The organism is Vibrio caribbeanicus ATCC BAA-2122, from assembly GCF_000165125.1.
GTDB lineage: Bacteria > Pseudomonadota > Gammaproteobacteria > Enterobacterales > Vibrionaceae > Vibrio > Vibrio caribbeanicus.
The window spans coordinates 15341-41425 of the sequence record NZ_AEIU01000069.1; the positions used below are offsets into that span (position 1 = coordinate 15341).

The 26085-nt window shown below is 40.6% G+C and carries 14 protein-coding genes and 1 pseudogene; 13 read left to right on the forward strand and 2 right to left on the reverse strand.

Annotated features, from left to right (window positions below; translation table 11 throughout):
• The first annotated feature begins 1 nt into the window (after position 1).
• The 10 genes from RH40_RS08800 (at position 2) to RH40_RS08845 (ending at position 16178) form a co-directional block, all read left to right on the forward strand.
• Positions 2-2110, forward strand: coding sequence for a hypothetical protein (locus RH40_RS08800; RefSeq protein WP_009601102.1), 2109 nt, complete (start codon positions 2-4; stop codon positions 2108-2110).
• Between the two features lie 433 nt (positions 2111-2543).
• Positions 2544-3869, forward strand: a complete 1326-nt coding sequence (locus tag RH40_RS08805; RefSeq protein ID WP_009601104.1) for a sphingomyelin phosphodiesterase — start codon at positions 2544-2546, stop codon at positions 3867-3869.
• On the forward strand, positions 3869-4813 hold the full coding sequence (locus tag RH40_RS08810; RefSeq protein ID WP_009601105.1) for a hypothetical protein: 945 nt from the start codon (positions 3869-3871) through the stop codon (positions 4811-4813). The genes RH40_RS08805 and RH40_RS08810 overlap by 1 nt, the downstream gene beginning before the upstream one ends.
• 386 nt (positions 4814-5199) lie before the next feature.
• Entirely contained in the window at positions 5200-7539 is a 2340-nt protein-coding gene (locus tag RH40_RS08815; protein ID WP_241209874.1) for a M9 family metallopeptidase, read from the forward strand.
• Positions 7540-7777: 238 nt separating this feature from the next.
• A complete protein-coding gene (locus RH40_RS08820) occupies positions 7778-8965 on the forward strand; it encodes a DUF3103 domain-containing protein (RefSeq protein WP_009601107.1) in 1188 nt (395 codons plus the stop codon).
• 569 nt (positions 8966-9534) lie between these two features.
• Positions 9535-11631, forward strand: coding sequence for a methyl-accepting chemotaxis protein (locus tag RH40_RS08825; RefSeq protein WP_009601108.1), 2097 nt, complete (start codon positions 9535-9537; stop codon positions 11629-11631).
• 441 nt (positions 11632-12072) lie between these two features.
• Positions 12073-12528, forward strand: a complete 456-nt coding sequence (locus RH40_RS08830; protein ID WP_009601109.1) for a DUF4402 domain-containing protein — start codon at positions 12073-12075, stop codon at positions 12526-12528.
• A 65-nt stretch (positions 12529-12593) separates the two neighbouring features.
• Positions 12594-13025, forward strand: coding sequence for a DUF4402 domain-containing protein (locus RH40_RS08835; RefSeq protein WP_009601110.1), 432 nt, complete (start codon positions 12594-12596; stop codon positions 13023-13025).
• Positions 13022-13717, forward strand: coding sequence for a fimbrial biogenesis chaperone (locus tag RH40_RS08840; RefSeq protein ID WP_009601111.1), 696 nt, complete (start codon positions 13022-13024; stop codon positions 13715-13717). Before RH40_RS08835 ends, RH40_RS08840 begins: the two co-directional genes overlap by 4 nt.
• A complete protein-coding gene (locus tag RH40_RS08845) occupies positions 13701-16178 on the forward strand; it encodes a hypothetical protein (RefSeq protein ID WP_009601112.1) in 2478 nt (825 codons plus the stop codon). The genes RH40_RS08840 and RH40_RS08845 overlap by 17 nt, the downstream gene beginning before the upstream one ends.
• A 332-nt stretch (positions 16179-16510) precedes the next feature.
• Here RH40_RS08845 and RH40_RS08850 read toward each other — a convergent pair.
• Both RH40_RS08850 and RH40_RS08855 read right to left on the reverse strand, forming a co-directional pair.
• A pseudogene (locus RH40_RS08850) lies at positions 16511-18025 on the reverse strand (M28 family metallopeptidase); the annotation flags it as partial.
• A gap of 82 nt (positions 18026-18107) precedes the next feature.
• Entirely contained in the window at positions 18108-20447 is a 2340-nt protein-coding gene (locus tag RH40_RS08855; protein ID WP_009601114.1) for a M4 family metallopeptidase, read from the reverse strand.
• 1167 nt (positions 20448-21614) lie between these two features.
• On the opposite strand from RH40_RS08855, the gene RH40_RS08860 reads away from it, so the two are divergent.
• The 3 genes from RH40_RS08860 (at position 21615) to fabG (ending at position 26013) form a co-directional block, all read left to right on the forward strand.
• A complete protein-coding gene (locus tag RH40_RS08860) occupies positions 21615-22868 on the forward strand; it encodes a porin (RefSeq protein ID WP_009601115.1) in 1254 nt (417 codons plus the stop codon).
• A gap of 10 nt (positions 22869-22878) precedes the next feature.
• Complete coding sequence (locus RH40_RS08865; RefSeq protein ID WP_009601116.1) at positions 22879-25002, forward strand: lipase; 2124 nt, start codon at positions 22879-22881, stop codon at positions 25000-25002.
• Positions 25003-25278: 276 nt separating this feature from the next.
• A complete protein-coding gene (gene fabG / locus RH40_RS08870) occupies positions 25279-26013 on the forward strand; it encodes a 3-oxoacyl-ACP reductase FabG (protein WP_009601117.1) in 735 nt (244 codons plus the stop codon).
• The last annotated feature ends 72 nt before the right edge of the window (positions 26014-26085 follow it).

A 26085-nucleotide genomic window follows, 5' to 3' on the forward strand; every position in this document is an offset into this window, starting at 1 on the left:
TATGGCGAAATATTTTTTGGCAGGAATTTTAGTCATTCTCACTTTTCAAGTCTCGGCAACAGAGCTTTGTAACTTGGGAGAACTAGAGCTCGAAGAAGAACAGGAGTGGTTGGCTAGACTTGACTCTGAATTTATCAATGAAATTAATGATATAAAAGAAGTAGAATCATTAAATAAAATCCCGAGTTTGGTTTTCTCGGTCAATGACAGAATTGGGAACTCCGTGCAGTGGTCTAAGCTTATGCATGCGTTAAAAAACAAACCGGGCCATGTGCTTAGCGGTCAAAGGCAAAGCCAATTTCGACAGATATTAGAGCGTAGTACCATTAAGCAAGTGTTAAGTGCCAGTGCAATGGCTGCATCAACGGTCGTTGATATCGCTTTAATTGTACCATGGTTTGAGCAAGTGACTAGAGTGATGTGGGATGACTCAGCAAGTTCATTACATCGATTGAGCGTTGTTTTTCAGCCTATTCCTTTTATTGGTTTTGCACTGAGCTATTATGATTACCTATCTATGCTTGAAACGCCCGAAACGCGTTTAAGAAGCTTTATTCAAAGCGGCCATTACAGCTATCGTCAAGATACTATTGCACAGCAAATTAATTTGGCCTCAGCAGAGGATATTACTCATCAATACCATCGTTTGAAAGTACACACGAATGAACTGGTAAAGCGGTTGGTCTCCGTGCATTTGTTACATTATGACGCAACGTTTAGTGCAAAAGTATTAGAGGTTCAAGGGCTGCTGAGTAAATCATTTGCGACGTTAGATGCAGATTACACCAGTCTAATGCTGAAGAGATATAATCAAGCACCGCAGGTGAACTATCCTTTTGGTGATGAGATGTGTAGCGAAGAAAAGCGCCAAGCCAAACTTGAGATCGATCGGCAAGGTACTGTAAGCCGCAACACACGTAATTTACTGAGATCCTGCAGTTATCATCGTTTAGTAGGCAATATCGATAAACTGTATGGTATCGGTAGGTATGCCCATATCGAAAAGGTACGAAACGAATCTTATGCTCGAAAAAGAGTCATTGTTGATGGGGCATTGGATCACATAAGGTCGTGGCGAGATACCTTACTGAATCAGCAAAAAAAAGCGATCGAGCAAGCGGTGGCGGTAGTGATTAATAATGGCGAAATTATCAACTATCATGAAATGCTAATTCAGAAAGCCCGTAAAATTGCGATCAACAATTTTGCGATGGTTGCGGTTGGGCGACCTGCCACACAAGAGGAGCTGGCATCAGGTCGATTTTTAGTCGGGCAGGGAGAGCTCGTTTGTGGTATTTACAGCTGCCGTCGTTATCAAGGACGTGAAGTATTGTTTGAAGAAGCGGCTGACCCATTGCTGAGCCAGCTTAAGACTCCGTTGATTGACATTGATGTCAGTCAATATATTGATGTTCATCTTTCTAAAGGCTGGACGAACTCTGAGCTTGATGCGCCCTATATTAATCTTTGGGAGCAATGGAAACATAAACAAAACCAGAGTTTCTCTTCATTACCGTACCGAGGTAATCCGTCAATGGAAGTGATACAAAGAGATATGCCTGCTCTCGTAGAAGTTTTAGAGAAAATTCCAGTGGAACTTAATGGGGAAAATGCAAAGCCGTTACTTTATCAATTAATCAATCACGAACTCTTTCGAGAAGGTGCTCAATACGCTTGGTCAATTATGGGCGACTTTGTCTTTCGTTTTCAATATGAACAACGCCAGCATCAATCGATAAACTTTTTACCTAAAAGATGGCAGCGGGAAGCCTGGCCCTCTCAGCCTTCTAGCGTACTTTTTAACGCGTTTTTAGATAAATCAATGCTGTATTACTCAAGCTTACAATGGAGAGAAGCGCTCCCTCATATAGATAGCAAAATAACAACAGACTGGTTTCTATATCAAGGAGAGGGTCAAAAATATTATCTGACTGAGCCAGTGGATGAAGATGTCTATTTGAGTGACTCATTTTGGTCAGAAAGAAGTCAGCAATTGGGTTATGTTTTATCGTTACCTCAGGTTCGTTGGAGACCATTTGAATACCTTATATTATTGGACATATGGTCTCAAGTTATTGAAATTGAATCAATTGCAAACTTAAAGGTATGAGACCTTAATATAAACTAGGCTATTAGGCTTTAGAATATAAAAACTCTAGAGCCTTTTTATTAAAGCTCCTCATTAAAAGTAGTAGGATATTTGTAACATAATCTGGATCATATTTTTTGAAATTAATATTTTAATAATATTAATTTATTTTTAATTAAATATTATAATCGGAATTTATAATATCTAGGGTAAATCTCTAGTTATTTTCCTATAAAAAATGTGGTTACTGTCAATTAAAGTATTTATTTAATTTATTACAATTTGATCTCTTTCCAGATATTTTAATGCCTCCAATATTTATCTTTCAAAATATTATTAAGTAATTCACAAAATTATCACTGAATTAGTTTGAATGTGAATTTTTGTGTATTCATCATCGAGGTGTAAAGCATATGCTCTAGTTTCTAGTTACCCAAGCGAAAGGAATTCTCTTATGAAACTAATGCATTACTCAGTTGCTATCTCTGCAATGCTCTCAGCTTCTGTGTTAGCAGATACAGATATCTATCTCACCAATAACTCAAGCCAAGTGCTAACCATTCAAGTACGCCATGATGGGACTGATATCCTTAAAAGCGGTGAAGAGTGGCAGCAACATCGTGAAACTATTGGTCCTTGGGAAACAAAGTCTGTTATGAGCTTTAATCGTTGGAAAGGCATTAAGGCAGGTGAAGTGTACAATTTTGAAACGGTTGTTTCTAATCCGGATGGTCAAACTGTATCACTAAAGCAAGTGATGAAAGGCCATTGGTACAACTCAACAATTGAATATGGCCTGTCAAGTGCTGATATCGGCTTATCTCTCAAAAAAGACAGGAAAATTCATCGTGACTTTAGTAATGATTTTGGCAAAGAAAACACAGAACTTGCCTTTAAATCGGTGAAAACCGCTCGATATGATGATATCTACTACACTATAACGCCAGAAAAAGTCGATGAGATAGTTGAGCCTGATGAAAATGCATTGAAAGTCATGACTTACAATATCTGGGCTTTACCCGTCATTGCAAAACATATCGGCGATAGGTACCAAGAAATACCGAAGCATGTGAAAGGATATGATGTACTTGCACTCCAAGAAGTGTTCGCCGCAGGACGAGGTGAGTTTTTACGTGAGCTTGCAAAAGAATATCCTTATCAAACCCAAATGCTAGATAAGAAAGGGCCTAATATTTATGATGGTGGAGTGACCATCGTTAGTCGTTATCCCATTGTAAATCAAACTCAGTTTGTTTTTCCTGATTGTACGGGAACAGACTGTTTTGCTGATAAGGGGGTGAACTATGCTGAGATTATTAAAGGGGGCGTCGCATATCATGTGTTTGCAACACACACAGCCTCGTATGACACATCAACAGCTCGAGAGTATCGTCAACGTCAGTTTAAACAAATGCGCCAACTTGCTTCTACTCTTAATATTCCAAAGAATGAAGCTGTGATCTACGGTGGAGACTTCAATGTGAACAAGCGTAAGTTCCCTGGCGACTACCAACAAATGCTCTCAAATCTCAGCGCAATTGAGCCAAGCTATTCAGGGTATACAGAATCAACCTTTGATCCAAGAGTCAACAATTTTGCTGGAAAAATAAGAGAGGATAATGGCAACGTCGAGTATCTAGATTATGTCATGGTAAGTAATGAGTACCTCAATAAATCACATAGCGATAATCGAGTCGATGTTCCTCGTTCAACTTCAGAGGGTCTTTGGAAACATTTCAACCTATCTGACCATTTTCCGGTTAGCTCGGTAATAAAATAATGAGGCTTTTTATCATATTCACTGTACTCACCTTCCTGGTGGGTACAGGATTTTGGATATCCTTCGATGGTGATACAGGCCAGACTTTCACTGAAGTAGCGAACTCCAGTCAAAAAAAAGAACCTGTGGGGGAAAATAGTTCAAAGAATTCGCGCATTGATCTGAGTGTTAACAATGATAACGGGAGCGAGCGTCGTATAGAGTTGTTGGACCAATTGCAAGACTCAGAAGGACAAGCGCTTCAAAACATAATGGACACGTTTTGGATGAGTTGTCGAGCCAACAATAACTGCCAACAGCTTTTGGCAGAGTACCAGGCGAGATTATCATTAAGTGATTATCGATTGTTGAAATACTATCCGGAGTTAAACAAACAGTGGCAGCAAGTGTTGGGCGAGCTTGAATTGAATCAAATAGCCACCTTATCTGAAAGGATCGAAGAATTGAAAAATCAAGCTAGTCTTGTATGGGGAAGTGATGTTTCGCGGATTTTACAAGATGAATTTGCTCTGTATGATTTTACCCTTGAGTCTCATGCTTTAGAGGCAAATAATCCAGAGCAGTATATAGATAACTTTGAAAACTTTATTGGTCGCTGGGAGGATAAAGCTCAACTTTTAGGGATTGATAGCGATAGTGCAATCTTCGAAATAGGGATTGATCTTATTCCGGAGCATTTCGATGCTTCTGACCGGGAATATATAAGCGATAATTTGGCAAGTACTTATCTGAGTGCTCTTCAAAAAGAATCTTTGTTGCTTCGACTTCAGCAAGTTGCCGCTCAAAAGCAGAATGTCAAAGACTACAACTCACAGTTGCTACAACTCAAAAATGACTTAAACCAACAGCGTTCATCATCAGCAAGCAATATGAGTGATGCTGAATGGAAAGTGTATTATGAAACTGAAATAAGGAAGTTTAGAGTTAACTTTTTCTCCCACTAATTATATACACCCAAGTAACCTCAAGATGCTAGGTTCAGCGAGAATGTCTTGCTTGACAGGCAAGGCAACTTTAATCATTTCAATTAATAATCTGGATTTATGTATCCTTGCGCTACTCATTACTAATTTTTATTTTATCACTAAATATAAGGCGATATAGATATAACCAGAGAGTCTAATTTTTATTTAATAAAAATAGGAAACCGATTGCTCATAATGACATTAATATTATTTCTGAATAAATGTCAGAAAAATTGATATAGAATATATGGCGGTTAAATTGTCTCTGATATATAGCACTCGATTTTTTCATTTAAAACATGGTGTTATATATGAATTTATATAGAAGTAAACTTGTCAAAAAAATATATTTAGCTGGATTATTAATGGCTAGCAATCAAGTCATGGCGAGTGACGATTGCCAATTTGGAGGTTTAGTTAATCAATCTGACTGGGTAGAGAGAGTCTCTCTAGCGAGCGATGATTGTTATAAATCTTGGTTCAATGCGCCGAAAGGAACAGCTCTTTCTTTATACAGTGAGTCCTCACTGAAAAATATCGTCTTAGAACTGGATAAATCGATAGTTTCTTATCGAGGCGAAGAGAGTGAAGCGAAACGCATTCATAATTTGAGTGAGTTCATTCGCGCGGCTTATTACGTTAGATACAATAACAGAAGCGAGCTTGGATCATTTTCCAAAGACTTTAGCGTTATGGTAGCGCACATTGCTGATCGCTTTATCGGTTCCGATAATGCGAGACTTCTGGGAGCAGAGCAAGCTGACGCAATGTATTCTGTAACTTTACTTGTCGATAATATTAGACAACTGCCGATTACTATGGACTCGATGCTTACTCTTCTAGAGTCTATAAACCCAGAAAACAGTCAAAGCTATGAGTTTATTTGGGGTGTCAATAACTTATTTGTTGCTATGTTTGGCCACATTTATCTTGATGAATTCTATGAAGACTTACTCCTTCATCCAGAGTATTTAGAACGTTTAGAGAACTTTGTACATGATAACTTATGGCTCATGGGGACTGAAGCAGAAATGCTTTTGCACCATGCTGTTAGAGAGATAGGACGTTTACTCGTTAGCGATAAAGAAGCGATTAACCAATCTGTAGTTCGTTTCCTCAAAAAAGTTATGCGGGATCATGGGTTGGACGGTGAGCAACGGAAGTTGTGGGTTGCCGCTGCCGAAATGCTGCTACATTATGAGCCGGAAATTGCTGAGAGCTTAGATATTCCAAACCAAAAAATAGTTTTGGAGCAAAATCTATTTGTCCATCGCTATCAATGTGAGGGACCAGCCGTTATTCGCTCACAGAATTTAACGAAAGAACAAGAAGTTGAAGCATGTGAAAAATTACGGGAGGCAGAGAACGAGTTTCATTCACTGGTGAAGTCAGGCCAAGTTCCTGTAGAAGACGACTATAATAGTGAGCTTGAAGTTGTGGTATGGAAAGATAAGTCCTCATATTCGACTTTTTCACATTTCTTGTTTGGTAACAGTACGAACAACGGCGGTCAGTATTTGGAAGGGGACCCAACAAAGGCTGATAATACCGCTCGCTTTTTGGCTTATCGTACTGATAGTGACACTTTATCAATCCTCAACTTAGAGCATGAGTATGTTCATTATTTGGATGGAAGGTTTAATTTATATGGTGATTTTAGGCAGACGATGGCAAAGGGAAACATTGTTTGGTGGCTAGAGGGTTTTGCAGAATACGCTCATTACAAGGATAAAAACCAAGGGGCAATACGAGTGATTGGTAAGGACAATTACTCTTTATCGGAAGTCTTGGCAACCAGTTATGATGACGATGCGAACCGAGTCTATCGTTGGGGCTACCTAGCTGTCAGATTTCTATTTGAAAAGCATCCAACTGAAATTGAACAGCTGCTTGGTTATGCAAGAAAGGGAGAATATTCGACTTGGTCAAAAGAAGTGCAACGTTTAGGCTCGGATTATGACCAAGAATTTACACTTTGGATAAAAAGCTTGGCGAATGATAAAGGCCAAGAACCGGAGAGTGAAGAGCGACCAAACTCAGATAAAATAACTGAAATGTCTTTGAATAGTAGTGCAACTTATTCTGCTAAAAAGTATCAAGAACATTTATTTTACATCGATGTACCCGATAGGGTCACTGAATTTAAAGTGTCTATCAAGGGAGATGGAGACGCGGATCTGTACGCAAGTTATGATCGTGTAGCTCATTACTTTGACTATGAAACGGCAGATTATAAGGTTGGGGCTAGTAACGAAGCGATCATATTCGAGCCTCAAGATGATGGGTTTGTTGTGCCTGGGCGTTATTATTTTAGTTTGACTGGACGAGACAGCTTTCATAAGGTCATAGTGTCGAGTGTTGCTGAAATTGAAGCAGTCGAAGACTCATCGCAAAACTATCCAACGGTACTGGAAAATGGTCAAACTGAGATCATAACAGTTGATGGTGTTTACTACGTAGGCTTATACGTTGATGAACCTGGCACAGTGAATGTGAGTGTAAAGCCAGTGGATGACAAACATGGAAATATTGATCTGTATATAGGCTTAGACGCATGGGCATCCAAAGAAAATTTCGATATACCTGCATATGATATACTTGATTATAAATATGTTAATTTCGAGGCCTCTAAACCAGGTTACGTATATTTTACCTTTGACTCCGTAGCTGATAGCCGGAAGTTCGAACTTACTATCTCTCATTAAATCAATAACTAAAAGGTCGTAAAATGCGACCTTTTAGTCAATAATTCTATCAATTTAAGAATAAAGGATATAAACGCTACTGATGCTCAATTGAGCAGGTTTATATTGCAAAGTGATCTATAGCCGAAAAATCGATCAAAAACTGATCGTTTTCCTTCCTCTGATTGATTTAAGTGATAAGTTGATTAGGTAGAGTAAATACTCTCCAGATGCATAATTATTACAAAGAGGGAATTGTATGAGATCGAATCTATCGACAGGCTTCATGCTTGCTACAGCTTTGGTTGGCTTCCAAACAAATGCAACAATCGTAAATTCTGAACAGGTGGTAGCCGTACCACAAGCAGAAAAAATCGCTCAACAAAAGAGACAACTGGCTATCCAGTTTGGCACACACTATCGTGAATTAGAGAGCAGTCTTAAAGCACAGATAAGTGAAAAAAACCTTTCTGCACCTATGGAAAATATCCGTGCGGTAAAGCCTTACTCTAAGCTCAGCAGGCAGATGCAGAAAGCTGACCATGATTACCGTGTCATGAAAGGTGTGGAACAATTCACTGACTCACTGATTGAGTTACGTCTGGCCGATGAGTCTATGCTTGAGAAGTGGAAGATGGGTGAGAGCCCTTTATTTGCTTTCGAGCCATCCGGTGATGAGGCTGATTGGAAATATATTGAAGCGTTTGACGTTAATGGTAAAGAGTACTTCTTAGATGTGTATCAAATGCCAGATAGGCCAGTTTTTGTTGTCGATAATGACAGTTCAAAAGAGATGAGAGCTGGCCTCGAAGCGATGCGAGCTGAAATGCATCGATTGGGGCAGAAAGCTGACTTAATAACCAACGATAAAAAACCAAAATTTAAAAAGACTAAAATGATGCGTGCTATGGTTCAAGATATAGAGCCGTTAAGTACCACGCAACTGACAAAAATTAGCCTGGATAACGACAGAGAACCTTGGATTTCAAAAGCAGAAATTTACGCCATGATTATGGGAGTGAATCCAGATCGCGCTGAACCTCAAATAGACATGGTTGAAATGCCTTATTTGGATGATGCTAAAAAAGACTACTATCCCAACCAAACCATTATTTTTTGGGATCGTTATCGTTGGGGAGCTGCTGACATCATTTTGATGGAGCAGGATGATAAAACCAATTATAAAAAGTTGGCGCAGTTAGTGGTGGAGTTGGCTGAGGAGATTCTCAAGAACTACCCAGATCCTGAGGTACAAGGTTACGCTATCATTGCACAGATAACGAATAAAATTATTGCCGCTTTACCGGATGAGTGGATGATCAACAACGACGACTATGTAGATTCTTATTACACAGTTATGCAAGATACGCCTTATGTTGATAGGCCAGGAGCAAATGGTAATGCGATAGCAACATTTGAACCTGTGACAATCGACCCAACACACTAGTTCGCTTTCACCTTCAAATAACTTAGAAAGAGCCTTCGGGCTCTTTTTTATATTGCAATAATCATTGCTAAAAGCCATATTGTGTGATTTTTATCCCAATTGTAAAATCAGATTAAGTTTTATTTTAAATAATATAAGATTCTGATTAGATTGGTTCTTTATTTTTATGTTCTAATTTAATGACTAGAACCAATAATGTTGAATTGTTAGCTTATACCCAAGCATCTTGAGGCTACTTGGGTATATATTTCTTTATCCAATTTTATTGGAACCTAGTTTTTAATAAAAAGTTTTATTTAATATTTGGGTAGGGAGTATTAATTTTTAATATAAAACTCTCGTTATTAGATAAATAAAGATATGATACATTTTTGCTGTCTAAAGGAAGGGGATTTGATAATTTTGGTCGGCGAATAATAGCTTTTAAATTAAATGTATTTACTATCGAAGCGGGGTTTTTAGGTTGATTTTTAGTTGCTTTTCTACTAATTCAAAGAGAAGTGAACAATTAATTGTTGTGATTACAATTTTCCTGTGCATGGATTGAGCGAAGAAAAGTTGAGGGACAAATGTTTAGTAGCATACGTACAAGATTAGCGGTGAGCGCTGGTATTGCAATGGTGTTTACACTTTTGATTGCAATGGGAGTAACAACAAGAGCCTTCACTGATGTCAATATCAAAACAACGGAGAAGGTGACTGCTCAGCTCAAGGAGTCTACAAACGAAAATTTAGAATCGACAGCACTGAAGTTGGGGCAGACCATTGCAAATAGTCTTGGCCCAGTATTGATGAATTTATCGCAAATACGTTCGATTATTGAATTGAGTGGTGAGCAGCAAATGGGTGCAGACATGATTGTTGAACAGTTTTTGTCCGCGATGAGGGTGCAAGATGCTGCGGTGTTTGCAGGTTACATGGTGTGGGAAGAAAAAACATGGTCAATTGAGTCGGAAAGTTCTGTTCCGAAAGCGTTCAATAAAAATGGATTTTTAGCTCCATTTTTTTATGCAAATGTGAACCAAGAATTTGAGACGGTTGCTATGGATAGCTTCCGCAATAGCGCCATCAACAAACATGGAGAAAGAAAGGATGATTGGCATCTCATGCCGTTTGAGACAGGAAAAACATTTGTCATGGAGCCCTACATGTATCCTGTTCTCGGAAAAGATGAGTTGATAACCACGATCAGTCAACCAATCAAATATCAAGGCAGGATTATTGGATCCTTGGGCTTTGACCTTTCTCTTAAGGAATTGAGTGAACAAAGTGCTTCTTTGGCGAAAGACCTATTCGATGGAGAAGGAAATATTATTATCACGACTTGGAAAGGTGCTGTTCTCGCCAACACGATGGATGAGAAGTCAATCGGCGAAAAGGTTTCTAATCAGCTCTTTTCAAGTTGGGACAAAATTCAATCTAATGCAAAGCTTGGTATCTCCAATATTATCACTATCGACACTTATGAGTATGCGGTTACTGCAGTTGAAACAGATGACTCACCATGGATTGTTATGGTCTCGGTACCTACGAGCAAATTGACTCAAAGTATTGCGGAATATCAAAATTGGAGTGATGCACAAAATAATGCTGCACTAACTCAAGGTATTTGGGCGGGGCTGGCTGCAATCGTAGTTGGGATCGCTGCAATGGCTTGGTTAGCCAATTCGCTTGGGAAAGTACTTGAAGATCTAGTGGAACGCTTTAAAGACGCGGCGCAAGGTGAAGGAGATCTGACTTATCGGATAGAGGTCAAAGGAAAAGATGAAACTGCCCAGTTAGCCCATTGGTTCAATATGTTTCTCTCCAGAATGCAAGAGGCGCTCTGTGTGGTAATGTCAACGGCTGACAAAGTGGATGAGAATGCGAGTAGCGGCCAAGCTAGTGCCGAAAGCTCAAAAACGAAATTGAATGCACAACTTGCCGAAGTTGACTCTTTGGCAACAGCGATTAATGAAATGAGTGCGGCATCACAAGAGGTGGCTAATGCCGCGATTTTAGCAGCTACTTCTGCAAATGAAGTTCAGAACAACAGCTCTCAAGGTATGGGGCGTATGAACGTCGCAGCCGATGCAGTAAGTGCTCTTGCTGAGAAGGTCAACCATGCGAAGAGCCAGACAGAAAACTTAGCTCAATCGAGTGCCGCTATTCAAAATATCTTAAGTGAAATCGGCGGCATTGCAGAGCAAACCAATCTGTTGGCTTTAAATGCGGCTATCGAGGCTGCTCGCGCGGGAGAAGCGGGCAGGGGCTTTGCTGTTGTTGCTGATGAGGTGAGAAACTTGGCAACAAGAACCCAGACATCGACAGAAGAGATCCGCAGTATGTTGAGTAGATTAGAGGGTGAGACGCAGACCATTGTTTCTCTGATGCAAGAGAGTCAACAGCAAGCTGAGGAAACCAGAGATGAGACTCAGCAAGTACGCCAAGCTCTTATCGGGATTAACAAGGAGATCGAAGTTATCAACGATATGAACAATCAGATAGCATCTGCTGCCGAAGAGCAAAGCTCGGTGTCTGAGGAAATCAATCGTAATGTTGTGATGATTAATGATACCGCTGTTGATGTGATGGGGTCTATGGCCCAATCGGTAGAAGTGAGTAATGAACTTTCCAACAGAGCAGCGGAATTACAAGTAGAGCTGAAACGATTTAAAATTAGCTAAATACCTATCTAATTACTTTTTAGATCAGAATATTATATTGATTAAAGTTTCAATATGTAACTGATTGTAATATTCTGATAAATGGCTTTTATATTGTCATTATTAAAGATTAAAGAACCTTGGTATATGAATTATTCAGAGTAATATTCCGGGTTCTTTTTATTTTATGCTTACACTGACTGAATGTAACAAATATTTTTGAGACTCTTTGTGCATAATTATCAAAAAAATTTAATGTGATCTAAGTTGCTTCATAAATTACTTCTATTGACAATAGTGTGATCTTAATTCCAATGCTGTCTATATTATTTCCTTTGAAGAGAAAAGTATTTTCATAACCAATGGATTGGATATATTTTATTTGTGTTTCAAATATATGTTTAATTACAGATGTTTGTCTCAAAAATAAGAAAAACTTTCAGATGAAATAAAGGTAATAATATGAAAAAACTAATTCAAGTTGCTGCGCTTTCTGCTTTCACTTTTTCTGCAACCAATGCTCTTGCGGTTACTGATACGTTCAATGCAACGCTTAAAGTTAAACAAGCAATATCTCTAACTAAAGATAAAGATCTAGACTTTGGTGAAGTTCTTACAACTCACAATACAGATATCGTTGTTGGTCAATCAGATGCTGGTGCAGCGAAATTTACTATCAACGGCGAAAATAATGCACCTGTAACTGTAACAATTAATGATACAGATCTGGTACATACTGATGGTACCAATAAAATCGCTGCTACATTTGATTTTAACGCTACTCCTACTCTAAGTGGTACTGGCGCTGCTGATCTATTGATTGGTGGTACTGCAAAAGTGGCAGATGCGGTTACTGCAAACAACTTCATTGCTGGTACTTATCAGGCAGCTGTAAACGTTGACGTTGTATACCAATAAAGTCGCCTTTTATTAGATTAATTTTGGAGGGCAGTGAACCTAACTGCCCTATATTAATCGATATGATGCATCGTTATTTTATTTTTTTAATCTTGTTGCTTATAGCCGGTAAGAGTATTGCTGCTTTGGCTATTGTTCCTGAAAATATGGACATTCAGTTTCCAGGAGATTATATTTCAGGCTCCACTCAAATTGCCATCTCTAAACCCCAAAACAATCAACTTTTTGTTGCACGCTTTTTTGTCAGGGGAGAACCCGGAAAACGTATTATTATTACTGCGCCCAAAAATCAGTATATTTTCCACGAGAAGCTCAATCGAAAAATAAAAATCCAACGATTTTTTTATGGCTGCGGATTTTCTAAACGTGGCGTTGCCAAGATAAAGAATAATGGTGAAAGCCGATTATTATGCGTTGGAGCCAAAGCAAAAGTCGGCGCAAAAGTACCTTCTGGTGTTTATTCAGGTTCTCTTTCATTTGAGGTCAATTATAAATGAAGTATTTTGTGATGTTTTTTGTACTTGTGTTTATGTCGTCACCGACATTGGCACAATTGTTAATCGCCCCCACTCGTGTCATTGTGGATGCCGATAGCCCCATAACGGAAAAGTTTATCGTAGAAAATACATCAGACAAACCAATACGGGTTGAAATTAAGCCTATTTATCGACCACTAAAATCGAATCACTCTAGAAGGCTAGATGAGGGTATTGAATCTACGGAAGATCTTTCTGAGTTTTTGCAAGTCTCTCCTCCAGTAATACGAGAGTTAAAGCCAAACCAACGCCGTGTCGTTCGGTTAAGGACACTACGACTTCCTGCGAATAAGCCAGATGGTGAGTACAGAGCTTACCTCTGGTTCGCACCAACGGTGTTAAGTGCGTCAGAGGAACAGGGAATAGAACCAGCAACAGGTTCGGCCTTTGAGCTCGACTTTATTATCAATAGCTATATCCCTATTTATGCTCAGAGAGGTGATACCGTTGAGAATATCGATATCCAATGTCGTAATGGTGAATTGAAATTACTGAATCATAGTGCTTATCAATTTAGCGCGATGCTAACCGCCAATGACCATGAAGAAAAACTGGTGATCTTACGCCAAACAGAGATGGATAAATCGTTTGCTAAGGAGACGAAAATAAAGGTGAATCAAGGTGAGCGCTTGATTCATGAGTGCATTTTGTAGCGGTCAGCACTGCATTTGGTACAATATTATCCTATTGAAAATGCGAAAGGGTAGTTGGCGATTTTGGCTCTTATTTCTATTTATTGTTAGTCATTTATCGTCTGCCAGTGCCCAAGATTTATACCCTTCGAATATTGAGGTTCGATTAGGGCAAGTAGGGGAGAGTTTCTACAGCGTTGTGATGGATGATTATGAAAATCCTTACCTGCCTGTAGAGAGTTTTCTAACCTACGTTTTGGAGCTATCTGGGGAATGCGAAGAGGAGATATGCTTTTTCTATCTTCCCCGAGACTCTGCGAGAGAAACGCCTCCGTTTATTATTAATCTCGACCAGAAACAATGCCAAAGAGATGAAAGTCAACCAAGAAACATTGAGGTGGTCAACCATAATGGAGCTTGGTTTATTCATTGGAAACATTTATCACAATGTTTGCCCATAGATGCGAAATGGTTCCTAGATTCCTATCAACTTTTGGTGGATCAAGATTACAGATCAAAATCTGAATTAGAAGAAGAAATACAAAAATTAAAGCGTAACTCACGTGAGAAAGCGCTTCAATTTGAGACACTTAATCGACAAAAACCGGTCGAGCCCTTGGAACAATTGGGCTTAGCAACTCGGTTAACCACGACCATAGATTGGACAAAAACAGCGGGCGAAAGCCTTTATTTTCTTTCTGATTCGATCATTGTTAGTGAGCAGTCACATACACAGGTTTCCCTAGACTCTCGGGAAAATAATCCTATCCAGTATTACCATTTTCTATACGATTTAAACCCAAAGGGTGCTCGCTTCGAAGTGGGTCATGTGTTGTTTGATGGCAATGTTTTTAGAAAGCCTCAAAGTGTTGAAAACGGCTTGTTATACAGCAATCGCCCCGATGTTACTCAGTACGGCCAATATCAGCTCGAAAAGTTGACTGAGCCGAATATTAGTATTGACGTGTTGGTAAATGGCATTTATCAAAATACCTATCAGTCAGATCAATTCGGGCGATTTCGCGTTGAAGAAGAAAATATCGGTCCAGGAGATACCATTAGTTTTCGCTACTACTTGTCAGAGGGTGTTTGGCAGCAAGAAGATATTACGGTGGCAGGTCTTGATGGTATGTTCATCTCGGAGGGAAATTGGGGCGTTGACTTGATGGGAGAATTTGCGTCTTCTGAGGCTGGTTCAGTTATCGCTGAGTATGGGGTGAGAGACGATTGGACTTTGGGTGCAAGTACAATAAAGTCGGGCAAGGAATATCTCCTTGGGTTTCAGACACGATATTTACCAACCCACTGGCTTGCAACAGAAATTGGATGGCTTCCTGAACTTAATTACGTGCCCGTAGAAGTGGAGTTGTTATTTTCTCAATCTCAGTCACTTTCCCTTGAGCTTTATAAGCACGATAAACTAGAGCGTGATGAACCCAACTATCATTTACTTACTTATCGTAATTCCAATAACTATGTAAATACTCGAAGTCAGATAAGAGCAGATGATGATTCCTACCAATTTGAATCTAAGATAGGGGGCAAGCTTTCTCCCTTACATTTTTGGAACTATAAATTGGACGCCACCTATCTAACAGAATCCGACAGTTATAATTTTTATCATGGTATTGAGATCGCAAAAAGTGGCTTTTCGGATACCAGTTGGAATCTCATGACAAATTTTGAAAAGGATGGGACCCTAGATAGTATCTTATTCGGGATACGAAACAAATGCTCTGATTGCTGGTTCAATCAAAACGGGTATGTTGAACAGATAAGCTCGAATGCCTCAATAAGCTATCGAAATAAGAAATTCAAGGTTGCAGCGTCAATGGAAGTTGAGGTCAATCAGTATACCAAGGTTAAAGTATTCATTGAGCAAGATGAAGTTGGAGTCGCTTTTACAGGAGAGTTTGGTGCACGAAGTTTCGTGGGCGAAGAGGGTGCTGATTTTATGCAGTGGGGGCAATACAGTTATGCTAAAGTCATTGGTCAGGTTAAAGACCAGCAAGGAAACTCACTCGCCAATGTTGGCCTCAGAATTTTAGAGCAACGCGTATCCAGTGGTGAAAATGGTGAGTTTGTTTTTGAGAAAGTACCTGCTAGAAAACGCCTTCCGCTATACATTGAAGAGGAGACATTAAACTTAAACCTTGTACCTAAACAAAATCCTATATTGCTCAACACTCGACGAGCGGGCGTCACTCATGCCAATCTTGTTTTGGTCGCCTCTTTTGGTATTGATGGTTTGATCAAAGGTAATCTCGCCGATAACAGCTATATCCATTTTAAACACATTGAGAAAAATCTTGAATATTCAAGTTATGTTGAACCAGATGGTTTTTACATGGTTGAGGGTCTTGTGGCGGGTGATTACAAAATTGTTCTTGAGAGTGGCTCTACTAGAAGAGTCTTGGAACGTCACTTAGACAGTGATTTTTGGCTTAGCGGCTTAGATTTTCATGTGGATGAATTTCACTAGGGTCAATAGACCCTAGTGAAAGAGAGCTCTATGTTTTGAGCCCTCAATCTTAATTAGTTGCTTTCGAGAAAATTATAGTGGCGATTTTCCGAACAGGTACCAGTGCTGGTGCAGACTTGGTATTCTGCATTGACAGTTCCATCATGCTCTAGAACATCGACGTATTCCGTGTAATCGGTTGCACCAACATTAACCCCATCACGCTTAACAATAAAATAGTCTCCTGATTCCGTAAGGTCATATTGCCAAGTAAGGGAAATACTTGCTTCTCCGTCTTCTCCCTTTTCTCCACTGGCCAAGTCTAAAGGAAATCCGGCCTCTGAGGACTCTTCAAATGTGGCAATGATGGAGACATTATCAAAATTGCGATATCCACGAATCATAATGTTGAATTGACCCGCCGGCTTATCAAAGACACATTCTTCACGGCTACCATTTTGGAATGGGCGGCAATCAAAACTGTCGACGTTAACATCTTTTTCGTAGGAAACGTACAGATCGGCGTCTCCAGAGGGCAGGCCATCAATCTTAAAGGTCACTTTACCTGGCGAGGTTGAATTGAAGACGAAGAATTGCTCATCACCATAACCTGCTGTAAGGCCCTCAACTGGGACATTGTTCTCCAGTTCAATGACTCCTGCGTCTGGTTCATCCATGCTCGTTTCAACCAAGTAGGCAATAGCAAGCTTTGCAAATTTTGTCGCGTGAGACGCGGTTGGGTCTGAGTTTTCTAGCGTATCGTCTGAAGTGTGAATATGGCTGTTATAGTCGGAGAACATGCTCTCAAACGGCATGGCTGCAGGGTAGCCCTGATTGTGCCAAGAGGCATGGTCTGAACAAGCGTAGCCGCATCGGTCAGAACTATAGGTTATTTCACTGGTGTAGGTATCAATCAGTTCCTTCAAAAACTCAGTTAGGTTGCTGTCGGTATAATCCTCCATAAAGGTAATATCGTGTGCTGAACCATTGTAGTTGGTCATATCAAGTTGCAAAACAGAGATCACATTGGCCTGTTCTTCCTTTAGGGTTTCTGCGATATCTTGGGAACCACGCAGTCCAACTTCCTCTGCTGCGTAACCGTAGAACTTGATGGTACGATCCGGTTGTTGACCAGTAGACAACATTAACCTGAGGGCTTCTGTCACCGTAGCAATTCCTGATGCATCATCGTCAGCTCCCGGTGAAATCGTACCTTCTGTCGTCCATGATCCCACGGTTGAGTCTAGGTGTCCGCCTACAACAACAATTTCGTCTGGATATTTTGCACCGAGTAGCGTCACTTCGACAGACTTTTGAGGATACTCTTCGTGAGTAATTTGTCTCGCTGATGCGTAGGAAACACCCTCGATTTTTTCCTGCCAGTAGGAGAGTAGCCAATCAGATGCAGCAATACCCGTGGAAGTTGTGTAGAAACGGTTGGTAAAGCCCATTAAACTCTCAATCGTGCTAACAATATTCTGAGGCTCCACCTGAGAAATCAATGGATTGACAGTATCTTGATGGCTAATAACTGGCTTCTCAAATGTGCTGATGACTTTCGACATTGATGATGCCTTTAATGCAGCAGATTTACTTTCATGCACCATGTAACCGCCACATCGATTTTTAGCTTGATGCATGTGACTTGAGAGGGCCGCTAATTGTTTAGGATTAATCTTTGCAACGACAGCATTTTTGTTGCTGATACCGGGAAAGACGGTTGCGCCGTGTTGCGCGATCAGATGTGATGCATCAGCGTCTGTTGTAATCCAAACATCGTCTTTCGTTGAAGTCGGGATCCCAAGTGATGCGTAAGCCGAGGTTGTACCAAGCAGAGCTAAAGCCAATAGGGTTTTTTTCATAACCATGGACATTCCTTATCAGGATTTATAGTTTTGTTTTGTAGAAGAAGGGCTCCTCGCGGAGCCCTGAGTTAAGGTTTAGAGTGGATTAGTTACGTTTGATGAAACGGTAATGTCTTGTTTCTGAACAGATATTTCCAGAAGTACAGACTTGGTATTCAACATCAATTGTTCCATTATGTGTGAACTTATCGAGGTAGCTATTAAAGTCTGTTGCACCGACATTCTTACCATTACGTTTAATAATGAAGTAGTCTTCTGTGTCGTAATCCCACTTCAGTTTGATACGAGCTTGTCCGTTTGGATGCTTGTTACCAAATTGAAGTTTCAGTGGGAATGCGTCTGTTGCACCATCTTCAATCTTGATTGTTTGAGTGCTCGTTGTAGCCGCACCAGCGTTATCCGTAACTGTTAGAGTTACCACATACTCACCTGCCGATTCGTAGGTATGACTCGCTGTTTCGCCATTTGCACTGTTACCGTCACCAAGATCCCATGCGTAAGAGACGATTTCTCCGTCGCTGTCGCTACTTGTGCTGCGTAGCTCAACACTCATTCCCGACACAGAATGGTCGAAGGAGGCGACAGGTGGAACATTTGGTGTGCTTTGATCGTATGTCGCTTTCAAGCTTGCATCAGCGTACTCAGAATAGCCCAAGACGTTGATGGTATAGCGTCCAGCCTCTGGGTTTTCAATGATACAGACTTCGTCGCGCACACTGTCACTCTTACAAATATTCTCTGTTGGACTTGGCGCATAATCTAGACCAACATAGATATCTGGGTCACCACTTGCAACAGCTAGCTCAACGGTAAGCATATCTTTGCCTGCTGGTACTTCGATATCAAAGTAAGTCTTCGAACCTGTGCCTCCGGCAACAGTTGTTGCTTGGCCATTTTCCAACCTAGTATATTCTGGCTCTGGTGGTAGTGGAGGTTCAGCACAAGGCTCTACACCAACTTCCATAAAGGCGCTGACAACGGCAGAGGTATCGTATTCATAGTCTGTTGCCGCATTTTTAACGCCACAGGCACCTTGCCAGTAGTCACTGTCTTCAGCCCAGTAGATTTGGTTTGCGAGAACAAAGAGCTCAAATGCTTTTTTAGTATCCCAGCCTTCCGTTGTGGCTAGATGATAGAAGGCTTTATTAAACACGCCTGAGCTGTAGTGTACGTTTAAGCCGTCGTAGTAATCTTGTGCATGATCAATAGAAACACCATCACGCGATGGCATATCCATATAACGCAAGGCCCCTTCTTCTTTAAAGATGTCTTTACCAACCATCCAGTCGTTGGTACCTTTCATGAAGTATTCAGCAGCTTCACCAGCAATATCTGAGAAGGCCTCGTTCATGCCGCCTGATTGGTTGGCGTAGATAAGACCAGAGTTTTGCTCAGTAAAACCGTGGCTAACTTCATGTGCTGAAACATCAAGGCTGACCAATGGGTAGAAGAAGTCTTGGCCATCACCAAAAGTCATCGCTCTTCCATCCCAGAAGGCGTTTTCATAGCCATTACCATAGTGGACGCGCATCATGAGCTTGAATGATAGCGGTGCAGTATCAAACCAGCTCTTATACATATCAAAGACAACGTTACCGAAGTAATGGGCATCATTGAGCGGTGAGTAAGCACCGTTGATTTCTTTGTGCTCGTTGCGAGGACATTCAAAACTATAAGGTGTCTCGCCGTCTGTGGCACCATTGAGGTCGACAGTAACAACGTTTTCTGATTCCATGACACAGTTTGTGCCATCTTGTGCTACGTTCAAGAAATGGTAGTCTGTACCGTATTCATAACGTCCAGTTTTTTCGTTACCGCCGGGGCCTTCACCAATCTCTGCATGAGCGATACCTTCCCAGCGTTTAACCATATCGCCAGTGTGAGCATCAATCATGGTAAACGGGCGAGTTGGCTTCGCCGAACCTTCAACAAGGTAAGAAATTAGATAGACAAGACGCGTTTTGTCTCCATCCTGATAAATATAGAGATCATCTTTGACATTGGTGAGGTTTTTTAGGCCAATCGCGCTTGCTTTTAGGTTTTTACTCGCAAGCTCTCGCGCTTGAACTCGGTTCAGCGTTGGCTTAACAAAAGATCGCTTAACATTTACGTTCTTTAAATAGGTACCTTGTAGAGTTTTAAGAGCCCCTCCCTTAAATGTTTGGCTCGCATTCAACGTGTGGCCCCAAACAGGCACGCCGTAAATGTTTTGTTGATACTTAACTTTATAAACCCCTTTCTTTTTAAGCTTCACTTCTTTAACTAGTTTAAAGCTTGATGCTTTGTTGACACCCAGTTGTGCGTTTAAGCCAGAAAAACTTGTGAATTTGACGGGTTGTTTTAGGCTGACGGTCTCACCAGCGTGTACGGATAGAGTCATCGCGCTCGATACGGCTAAAGCAATCAGACATTTTTTCATTTTCATTGTAATTATCACTCTCCATGATGTAATCATTTTCAAGCTAACAAAAAAAATTGTAAGAAATTACATCATTCGGACTGATAAATTAGTTTTAATATATTGGGCATTTTATTCTATGAAAGTAATAAAATTAAAGATTACAGGTGTGGTATTAATATTGTGTTTTTACGATCAGCTTATTATTAAACAAAAGAATATATGACACTTCTGTTAAATATTAATTTTTTGTTAAAATTAAGTTAACTTTAACTGCTAAGAGAGAGGGAGGTTAGGTTTTTATTTCAATTTTTTCTTAAACTCTAGATAATCGTTATACAAAAATAAAAATTTGCCATATTTAAGCAAAAACGTTCATAAAAAAGCTTGATCTAGAACAACTAAACAACACGAGTCCTTAAATATTTGAAAAAATAAACTGTTATAGTATAACATAAGTTAATAAATTGTTAATGCTTTGTGGTTTTCAATACCTGTTATTAGTCATTGGTTATCACTTAATCATATGATTTTTATATGTCTTATATATTTCATTGTTTTTATGAAAATATGTTAATGATAAGTTTTATTTAGATATTTACCCAAATTCTTAGTTTATCTAATAAAGGTCACTTCATGATCAAACTAAATAATAGTGAGGTTGAGAAAGTGAAAACGACCTATATCTAAGTGACTTCAAAATGCAGGGATCAGACAATGCCACCGTGTTGAGTTTGAGGAAAATAACTCAGTGGCATGCTCCTAAGAGGTGAGTTGTTTAGCTTTACGTACGTCTCGATTTTCAATTTAGATGACACTAACTGTAAAGCAAAATACTTTCGTTAAACCTAGCACCTTGAGGTTATCTATATAAACGCCGTCTAACCCTAGCTTATCTAATTTGATCTATGTCTCATATTTCACGGCTTTTTGTTTCAGTTTTGTTATTTGTGTGAACTAAATGTTTGATTTTTCGCGTTGAGATCGACAATATGCGCTGTTCAGACCACTTTGCATGGAAATATTGTATTTAATACGCACTTTTTTAATCACATTTTAAATTGTTTGAGTGTCTTGCAAAGCCCAAAGGGGCTCAGGAAAACTCTAAGTCCAAGCGTGACTAATACAGCGTCTATTGATGCGAATTGGTTTGGCAAAAAATAATCATAATTATTTACCCTAGGAGGGGTACAAATGAATAACAAGCAGCGTTCTTTGTTGGCAATGTCAGTTTTCTTTGCGTGCGGCGCGCAATCTGCAGGGTTTCAAGTGGCAGAGCATTCAGCATCGGGCCTTGGCCGCGCATTTGCTGGGGAAGGGGTTGTTGCCGACAACGCCAGTGTGTTAGCACGCAATCCAGCGGCGATGACCTTATTCGATAAAGCGGCGTTCTCTGGTGCGCTGTCATTTGTTGATCCTGAAGTGGATGTTTATGATGTTCAGAATAAAGAGCAATCCAGCGATATCGCTCCTACGCAAATTGTCCCAGCAGCTTACTATATACGCCCGATTGACGAAAAGTGGGCATGGGGCGTGGGGCTGTTTTCTAATTATGGCGTGGCGACCGATTATCCCACCGATATTTCAGCTGGCGATATGGCCGGTCACACTTCGCTAAAGTCAGTTAACCTCAATCCGAATATTGCGTATCGTTTAAATGAGCAATGGAGTTTTGGACTGGGTCTAAACCTTGTTTATGCTGAAGCCGAATTAACCCGCCATTTGGGTGAATTAAGCTATTTTAACGGCAAAGTTCCCTCTGATAAGGCCATTGATATGACCGGCGATACCTTCGGTTATGGCTGGAATGCGGCGCTAATGTTTGAGCTTAATGAAAACTACCGCGTATCGCTGGCGTACCGCTCTGCAGTTGACCTGGATTTTGATGATGGCACCTTCCGTGATTACACAGGTAAGTACATTCAAAATGGTCAGCCGTCGGTTACGGGGAAATTAGCGGTTAAGTTGCCAGCAATCTTCGAACTGAGCGGTTTTTATCAACTCACTCCTGATTGGGCAGTGCATTATAGCTGGCAGCGTACCGACTGGAGCTCATTTACTGAGCTAAAGGCCACCAGTAATGACTGCAAAGATGGCGTTTGTTTTGAAAAGCCTGAGCACTATAAAGATAACGACCGCCTTTCAATTGGTGCAACGTATTCGTTCAATTCCGATTGGACGTTTAGAGCGGGTTACGCCTTTGATGAGCAAGCTGGTAAACCGACTTTAAGTATCCCTGATAGCGATCGTCACTGGTACAGTGCGGGCGTGACTTACCAGTGGACCGATAACCTCTCTATTGATGCAGGTTTTGCGTTGGTGATGAGTGAGAAAGGCAACTTCACAGAAAAAGGCTCTGGAGCCGCTGCGGCATTGGGAGAGCGCCGTTTTGAATCTACCGGTAAAGCGTATATCTCCGCGCTTCAGCTTAACTACCAATTTAACTAAGGATAGTATCATGAAAACTAAGCACGTATTTAACCTAACTTTGCTGTGCTCAGCTTTAGTGCTTTCAGGCTGTGGCGGTGGTGGCAGCGGTGATAATAAGACCAGTTCAGGGACAAAGCTCGAGCCTTATTTAGAAACTTCAATGGCGAGAGCGACTACGCAAACCTTCATTCTCGAGGGTGAAAATAAGCATGTGCCATTTAATAACAACTTTTTTTATGACACTGATACCCAGTCTTTGAAGTTCCCCAGCGATGGCAATGATGATATTTCAAACCCCAGAGCGGCGCTAAGCTATGCGGGCGGGTTTTCCACCACTATGCCGATTTATATCGAGTTTTCTGGGGTTGGCTTTGGTGATAGTGCTAAGTCTACACTTTTGGGAGAGATCTCTCCGGATGCTGCAAAGTTAGTGAAGACAGAGGAAGATGGCACTTTTAAACTACTTGAATCAGGACGTGACTTTTTCGTCGCGACTCAAGGAAATAGGGTGAGTATTATTCCTTTGAAACCTCTAGACGATAGTTCTAACTATCTGGTTGTCGTTACGGATGAACTTAGAGATAAGAATAATCAACCTGTAGGTGTTTCTAGGAGTTACGCTCGCCTTAAATCGAATAAGAGAAGTTACAAAGGCGGTGCACTAGAAATTGCGCAAAATGCCATCAAACGCCAAGAGCAACTGGCTGACCACAGTGGTATTGATACCACAAAAATCGTTTACTCAGCGTTGTTTACAACGGCACCGGTGGGTAAAGTACTGACCAATACTGCAAGTCTGTTGGCTAAAAACTCAACAAAATTAGCTTCAGTATGGAATGGGAGTAGTAATCCAAAGAATGTTGATTTAGAAAATGCCTATACGTTTCATTCGATTAAGAACAAGACATCATATTATACTGGCAAAGTAAAGCTTCCTTACTTTTTAGAAACAGATCCTGCGAGCTATGACTCGGTGCCTTTTGAGCCTACTGTAGCCCAAGGTAAGGCGGTAACCCATTATCCGAAAATCAAGTCACTGCAAGACGTTCCTTTTGTTCTGTATAGTCCTGCGAATCCCACTGGGATCGTGATTTATCAGCACGGTATTACCACGTTTAAAGAAACGGTGGAGTCTATTGCACCAAAACTGGTAGCTAAGAAGTTAGCTGTGATTGCTATTGATCACCCGCTGCATGGTAAGCGCAGAATTAGTGACGAGATTGTGGCCGATAAAAAAAACGCTGATGTTTATCTCAATCTTGGAGCGCTTCCCGTTGCACGCGATAATATGCGTCAAAGTGTATTAGATATCATTGGTTTAAGAATTGCGCTAAGAGATCTAGAGCTAGAGCGAGATGATCATGAACTCAGGACGTTACTTGAGAATGCAAAGGATAATGTTAAATTCCTTGGTCATTCAATGGGAGGTATTGTTGGTATACCTGCGGTATCGATTGCACAAAACCTCTCATCTGACCCAAACAATAACATTAACCTTGGGTTTACATCAGCCGTTTACAGCAGTGCAGGTGGGCATATCGCTGAGCTGTTATTTGCTTCAGGATCTTTCGGGCCTGATATAAAACATAAACTGCTTATGAAAGCTAGTCCAGATTATCAAAGTCTGGCGAACAGCCATTGTAGTGTTAAAGATGCGAGCTGTTTTATAGACCTCGAAAAGAATTACTCAGAAGTAATAGCGGCGATGGAGAAGGGGTTAGTGCCTTTTAAAGTCGCAGCGCAGACGCTGGTGGATGTGGTTGATCCGTATTCTTTTTTAGGATCTTCATACAATAAAGGGGCTCTAAGTGTACCTACTATGCTGGTACAAATTAATGGAGACAAGGTCGTCCCCAATGGTGTTGTTGAGGGCGTTGGTATGTCCTACGGCACTAATGGTTTGTTTAGTCTATTGAACTTAGAAGCTCCAAGTAAGGATAAAAATAGAGTTTTTGCCAAATTCACAAGCAGTAATACTTTCCACTCAAGTCTATTGTTTCCTCTTTTGGATGAAGACGGCAAACCTATACCAAAACCGATTGGTGTTGGTTTCATTGGTGATTTAGAAATGGAACAAATTCAGACCTTGGTCGTTGACTTTTTGAAACATAACAAAATGGGCATCGATAAAGTAGGTTTTCTAACCAATTAATAGTCTGAGTTAAATCTTCCTATCCCATACCGGCCACTGCGCCGGTATTTTTTTATTTTTTTATTCATTTTCACCTTGTTGCATACTAAGCTTAGTTGTAGAACAATCAGTTACTCAGTTATTTGCTATGCAGTGGCTCGCACCCTGTCATTGAAATGTCGCTTGATTGCCATAAGGATGTCGTGACAAACAGACACACTATCAGTGTCAGCGTGGGCCAGAAACGGTTTTTAAATCAATTAACCCATGAATTTAGCCCAAATAAAGGATAAGTGAATGTTTAACAACAAAATCTGTTTGGTTACGGGTGCTGCTCAAGGCATCGGAAAAGCCATTACCCTCCGACTGGCCGAGCAAGGCGCCGAAAAAATTTACGCACTCGATATGAACCACGAAATGCTCAGTAGCGCCTACGCCGATCATGCCAATATTGAGCCGGTGACGGTGAATATTTGTGACCGCGGCGCGGTGCGTGATTTGGTAGAATCTATTGCTGAGCAAGACGGTCGCATCGATGTTTTGGTTAATAATGCGGGCGTGACTCGTGATGCTTTGATTGACAAGATGACAGAGCAAGAGTGGGACTTTGTTATCGATGTTAACCTCAAGGGCGTTTTTAATCTCACCCAATTGATTGCGCCTATGATGATGGAGAACAACTACGGCTCGATTGTGACCATGTCCTCTGTGGTCGGTACTGACGGCAATATTGGTCAAAGTAACTATGCAGCCACCAAAGGCGGGGTAATTGCTATGACCAAAGGTTGGGCCAAAGAGTTTGCCAGAAAAGGGGCAAACGTGCGCGCAAACTGCGTTGCCCCTGGCTTTATCGAGACACCAATGACGGTTGATTTACCAGAAAAAGTGCTTGATGGCATCAAACAGAAAACGCCGCTTGGCCGAATGGGTACCACAGAAGACATTACCAATGGGGTCGAGTTTTTAGCCAGTGACAAAGCGAGCTTTATTACCGGTCAAGTGCTAAAAATTGATGGCGGTTTGGTGTTGTAAGTACGGCGAAATTTAAAATGCGGCAAACCGTTTCACTCTTACTGACGTATACATAAGACCAGTTACCACAGT

What these genes read in the sequence shown, in the direction of transcription:
- RH40_RS08810 (WP_009601105.1), top strand. Translation starts at nt 3,869, where the DNA reads ATGAGGCTTTTTATCATATTCACTGTACTCACCTTCCTGGTGGGTACA.
- RH40_RS08825 (WP_009601108.1), top strand. Translation starts at nt 9,535, where the DNA reads ATGTTTAGTAGCATACGTACAAGATTAGCGGTGAGCGCTGGTATTGCA.
- fabG (WP_009601117.1), top strand. Translation starts at nt 25,279, where the DNA reads ATGTTTAACAACAAAATCTGTTTGGTTACGGGTGCTGCTCAAGGCATC.
- RH40_RS08865 (WP_009601116.1), top strand. Translation starts at nt 22,879, where the DNA reads ATGAAAACTAAGCACGTATTTAACCTAACTTTGCTGTGCTCAGCTTTA.
- RH40_RS08845 (WP_009601112.1), top strand. Translation starts at nt 13,701, where the DNA reads ATGAGTGCATTTTGTAGCGGTCAGCACTGCATTTGGTACAATATTATC.
- RH40_RS08855 (WP_009601114.1), bottom strand. Translation starts at nt 20,447, where the DNA reads ATGAAAATGAAAAAATGTCTGATTGCTTTAGCCGTATCGAGCGCGATG.
- RH40_RS08800 (WP_009601102.1), top strand. Translation starts at nt 2, where the DNA reads ATGGCGAAATATTTTTTGGCAGGAATTTTAGTCATTCTCACTTTTCAA.
- RH40_RS08820 (WP_009601107.1), top strand. Translation starts at nt 7,778, where the DNA reads ATGAGATCGAATCTATCGACAGGCTTCATGCTTGCTACAGCTTTGGTT.
- RH40_RS08840 (WP_009601111.1), top strand. Translation starts at nt 13,022, where the DNA reads ATGAAGTATTTTGTGATGTTTTTTGTACTTGTGTTTATGTCGTCACCG.
- RH40_RS08815 (WP_241209874.1), top strand. Translation starts at nt 5,200, where the DNA reads ATGGCTAGCAATCAAGTCATGGCGAGTGACGATTGCCAATTTGGAGGT.
- RH40_RS08805 (WP_009601104.1), top strand. Translation starts at nt 2,544, where the DNA reads ATGAAACTAATGCATTACTCAGTTGCTATCTCTGCAATGCTCTCAGCT.
- RH40_RS08860 (WP_009601115.1), top strand. Translation starts at nt 21,615, where the DNA reads ATGAATAACAAGCAGCGTTCTTTGTTGGCAATGTCAGTTTTCTTTGCG.
- RH40_RS08830 (WP_009601109.1), top strand. Translation starts at nt 12,073, where the DNA reads ATGAAAAAACTAATTCAAGTTGCTGCGCTTTCTGCTTTCACTTTTTCT.
- RH40_RS08835 (WP_009601110.1), top strand. Translation starts at nt 12,594, where the DNA reads ATGCATCGTTATTTTATTTTTTTAATCTTGTTGCTTATAGCCGGTAAG.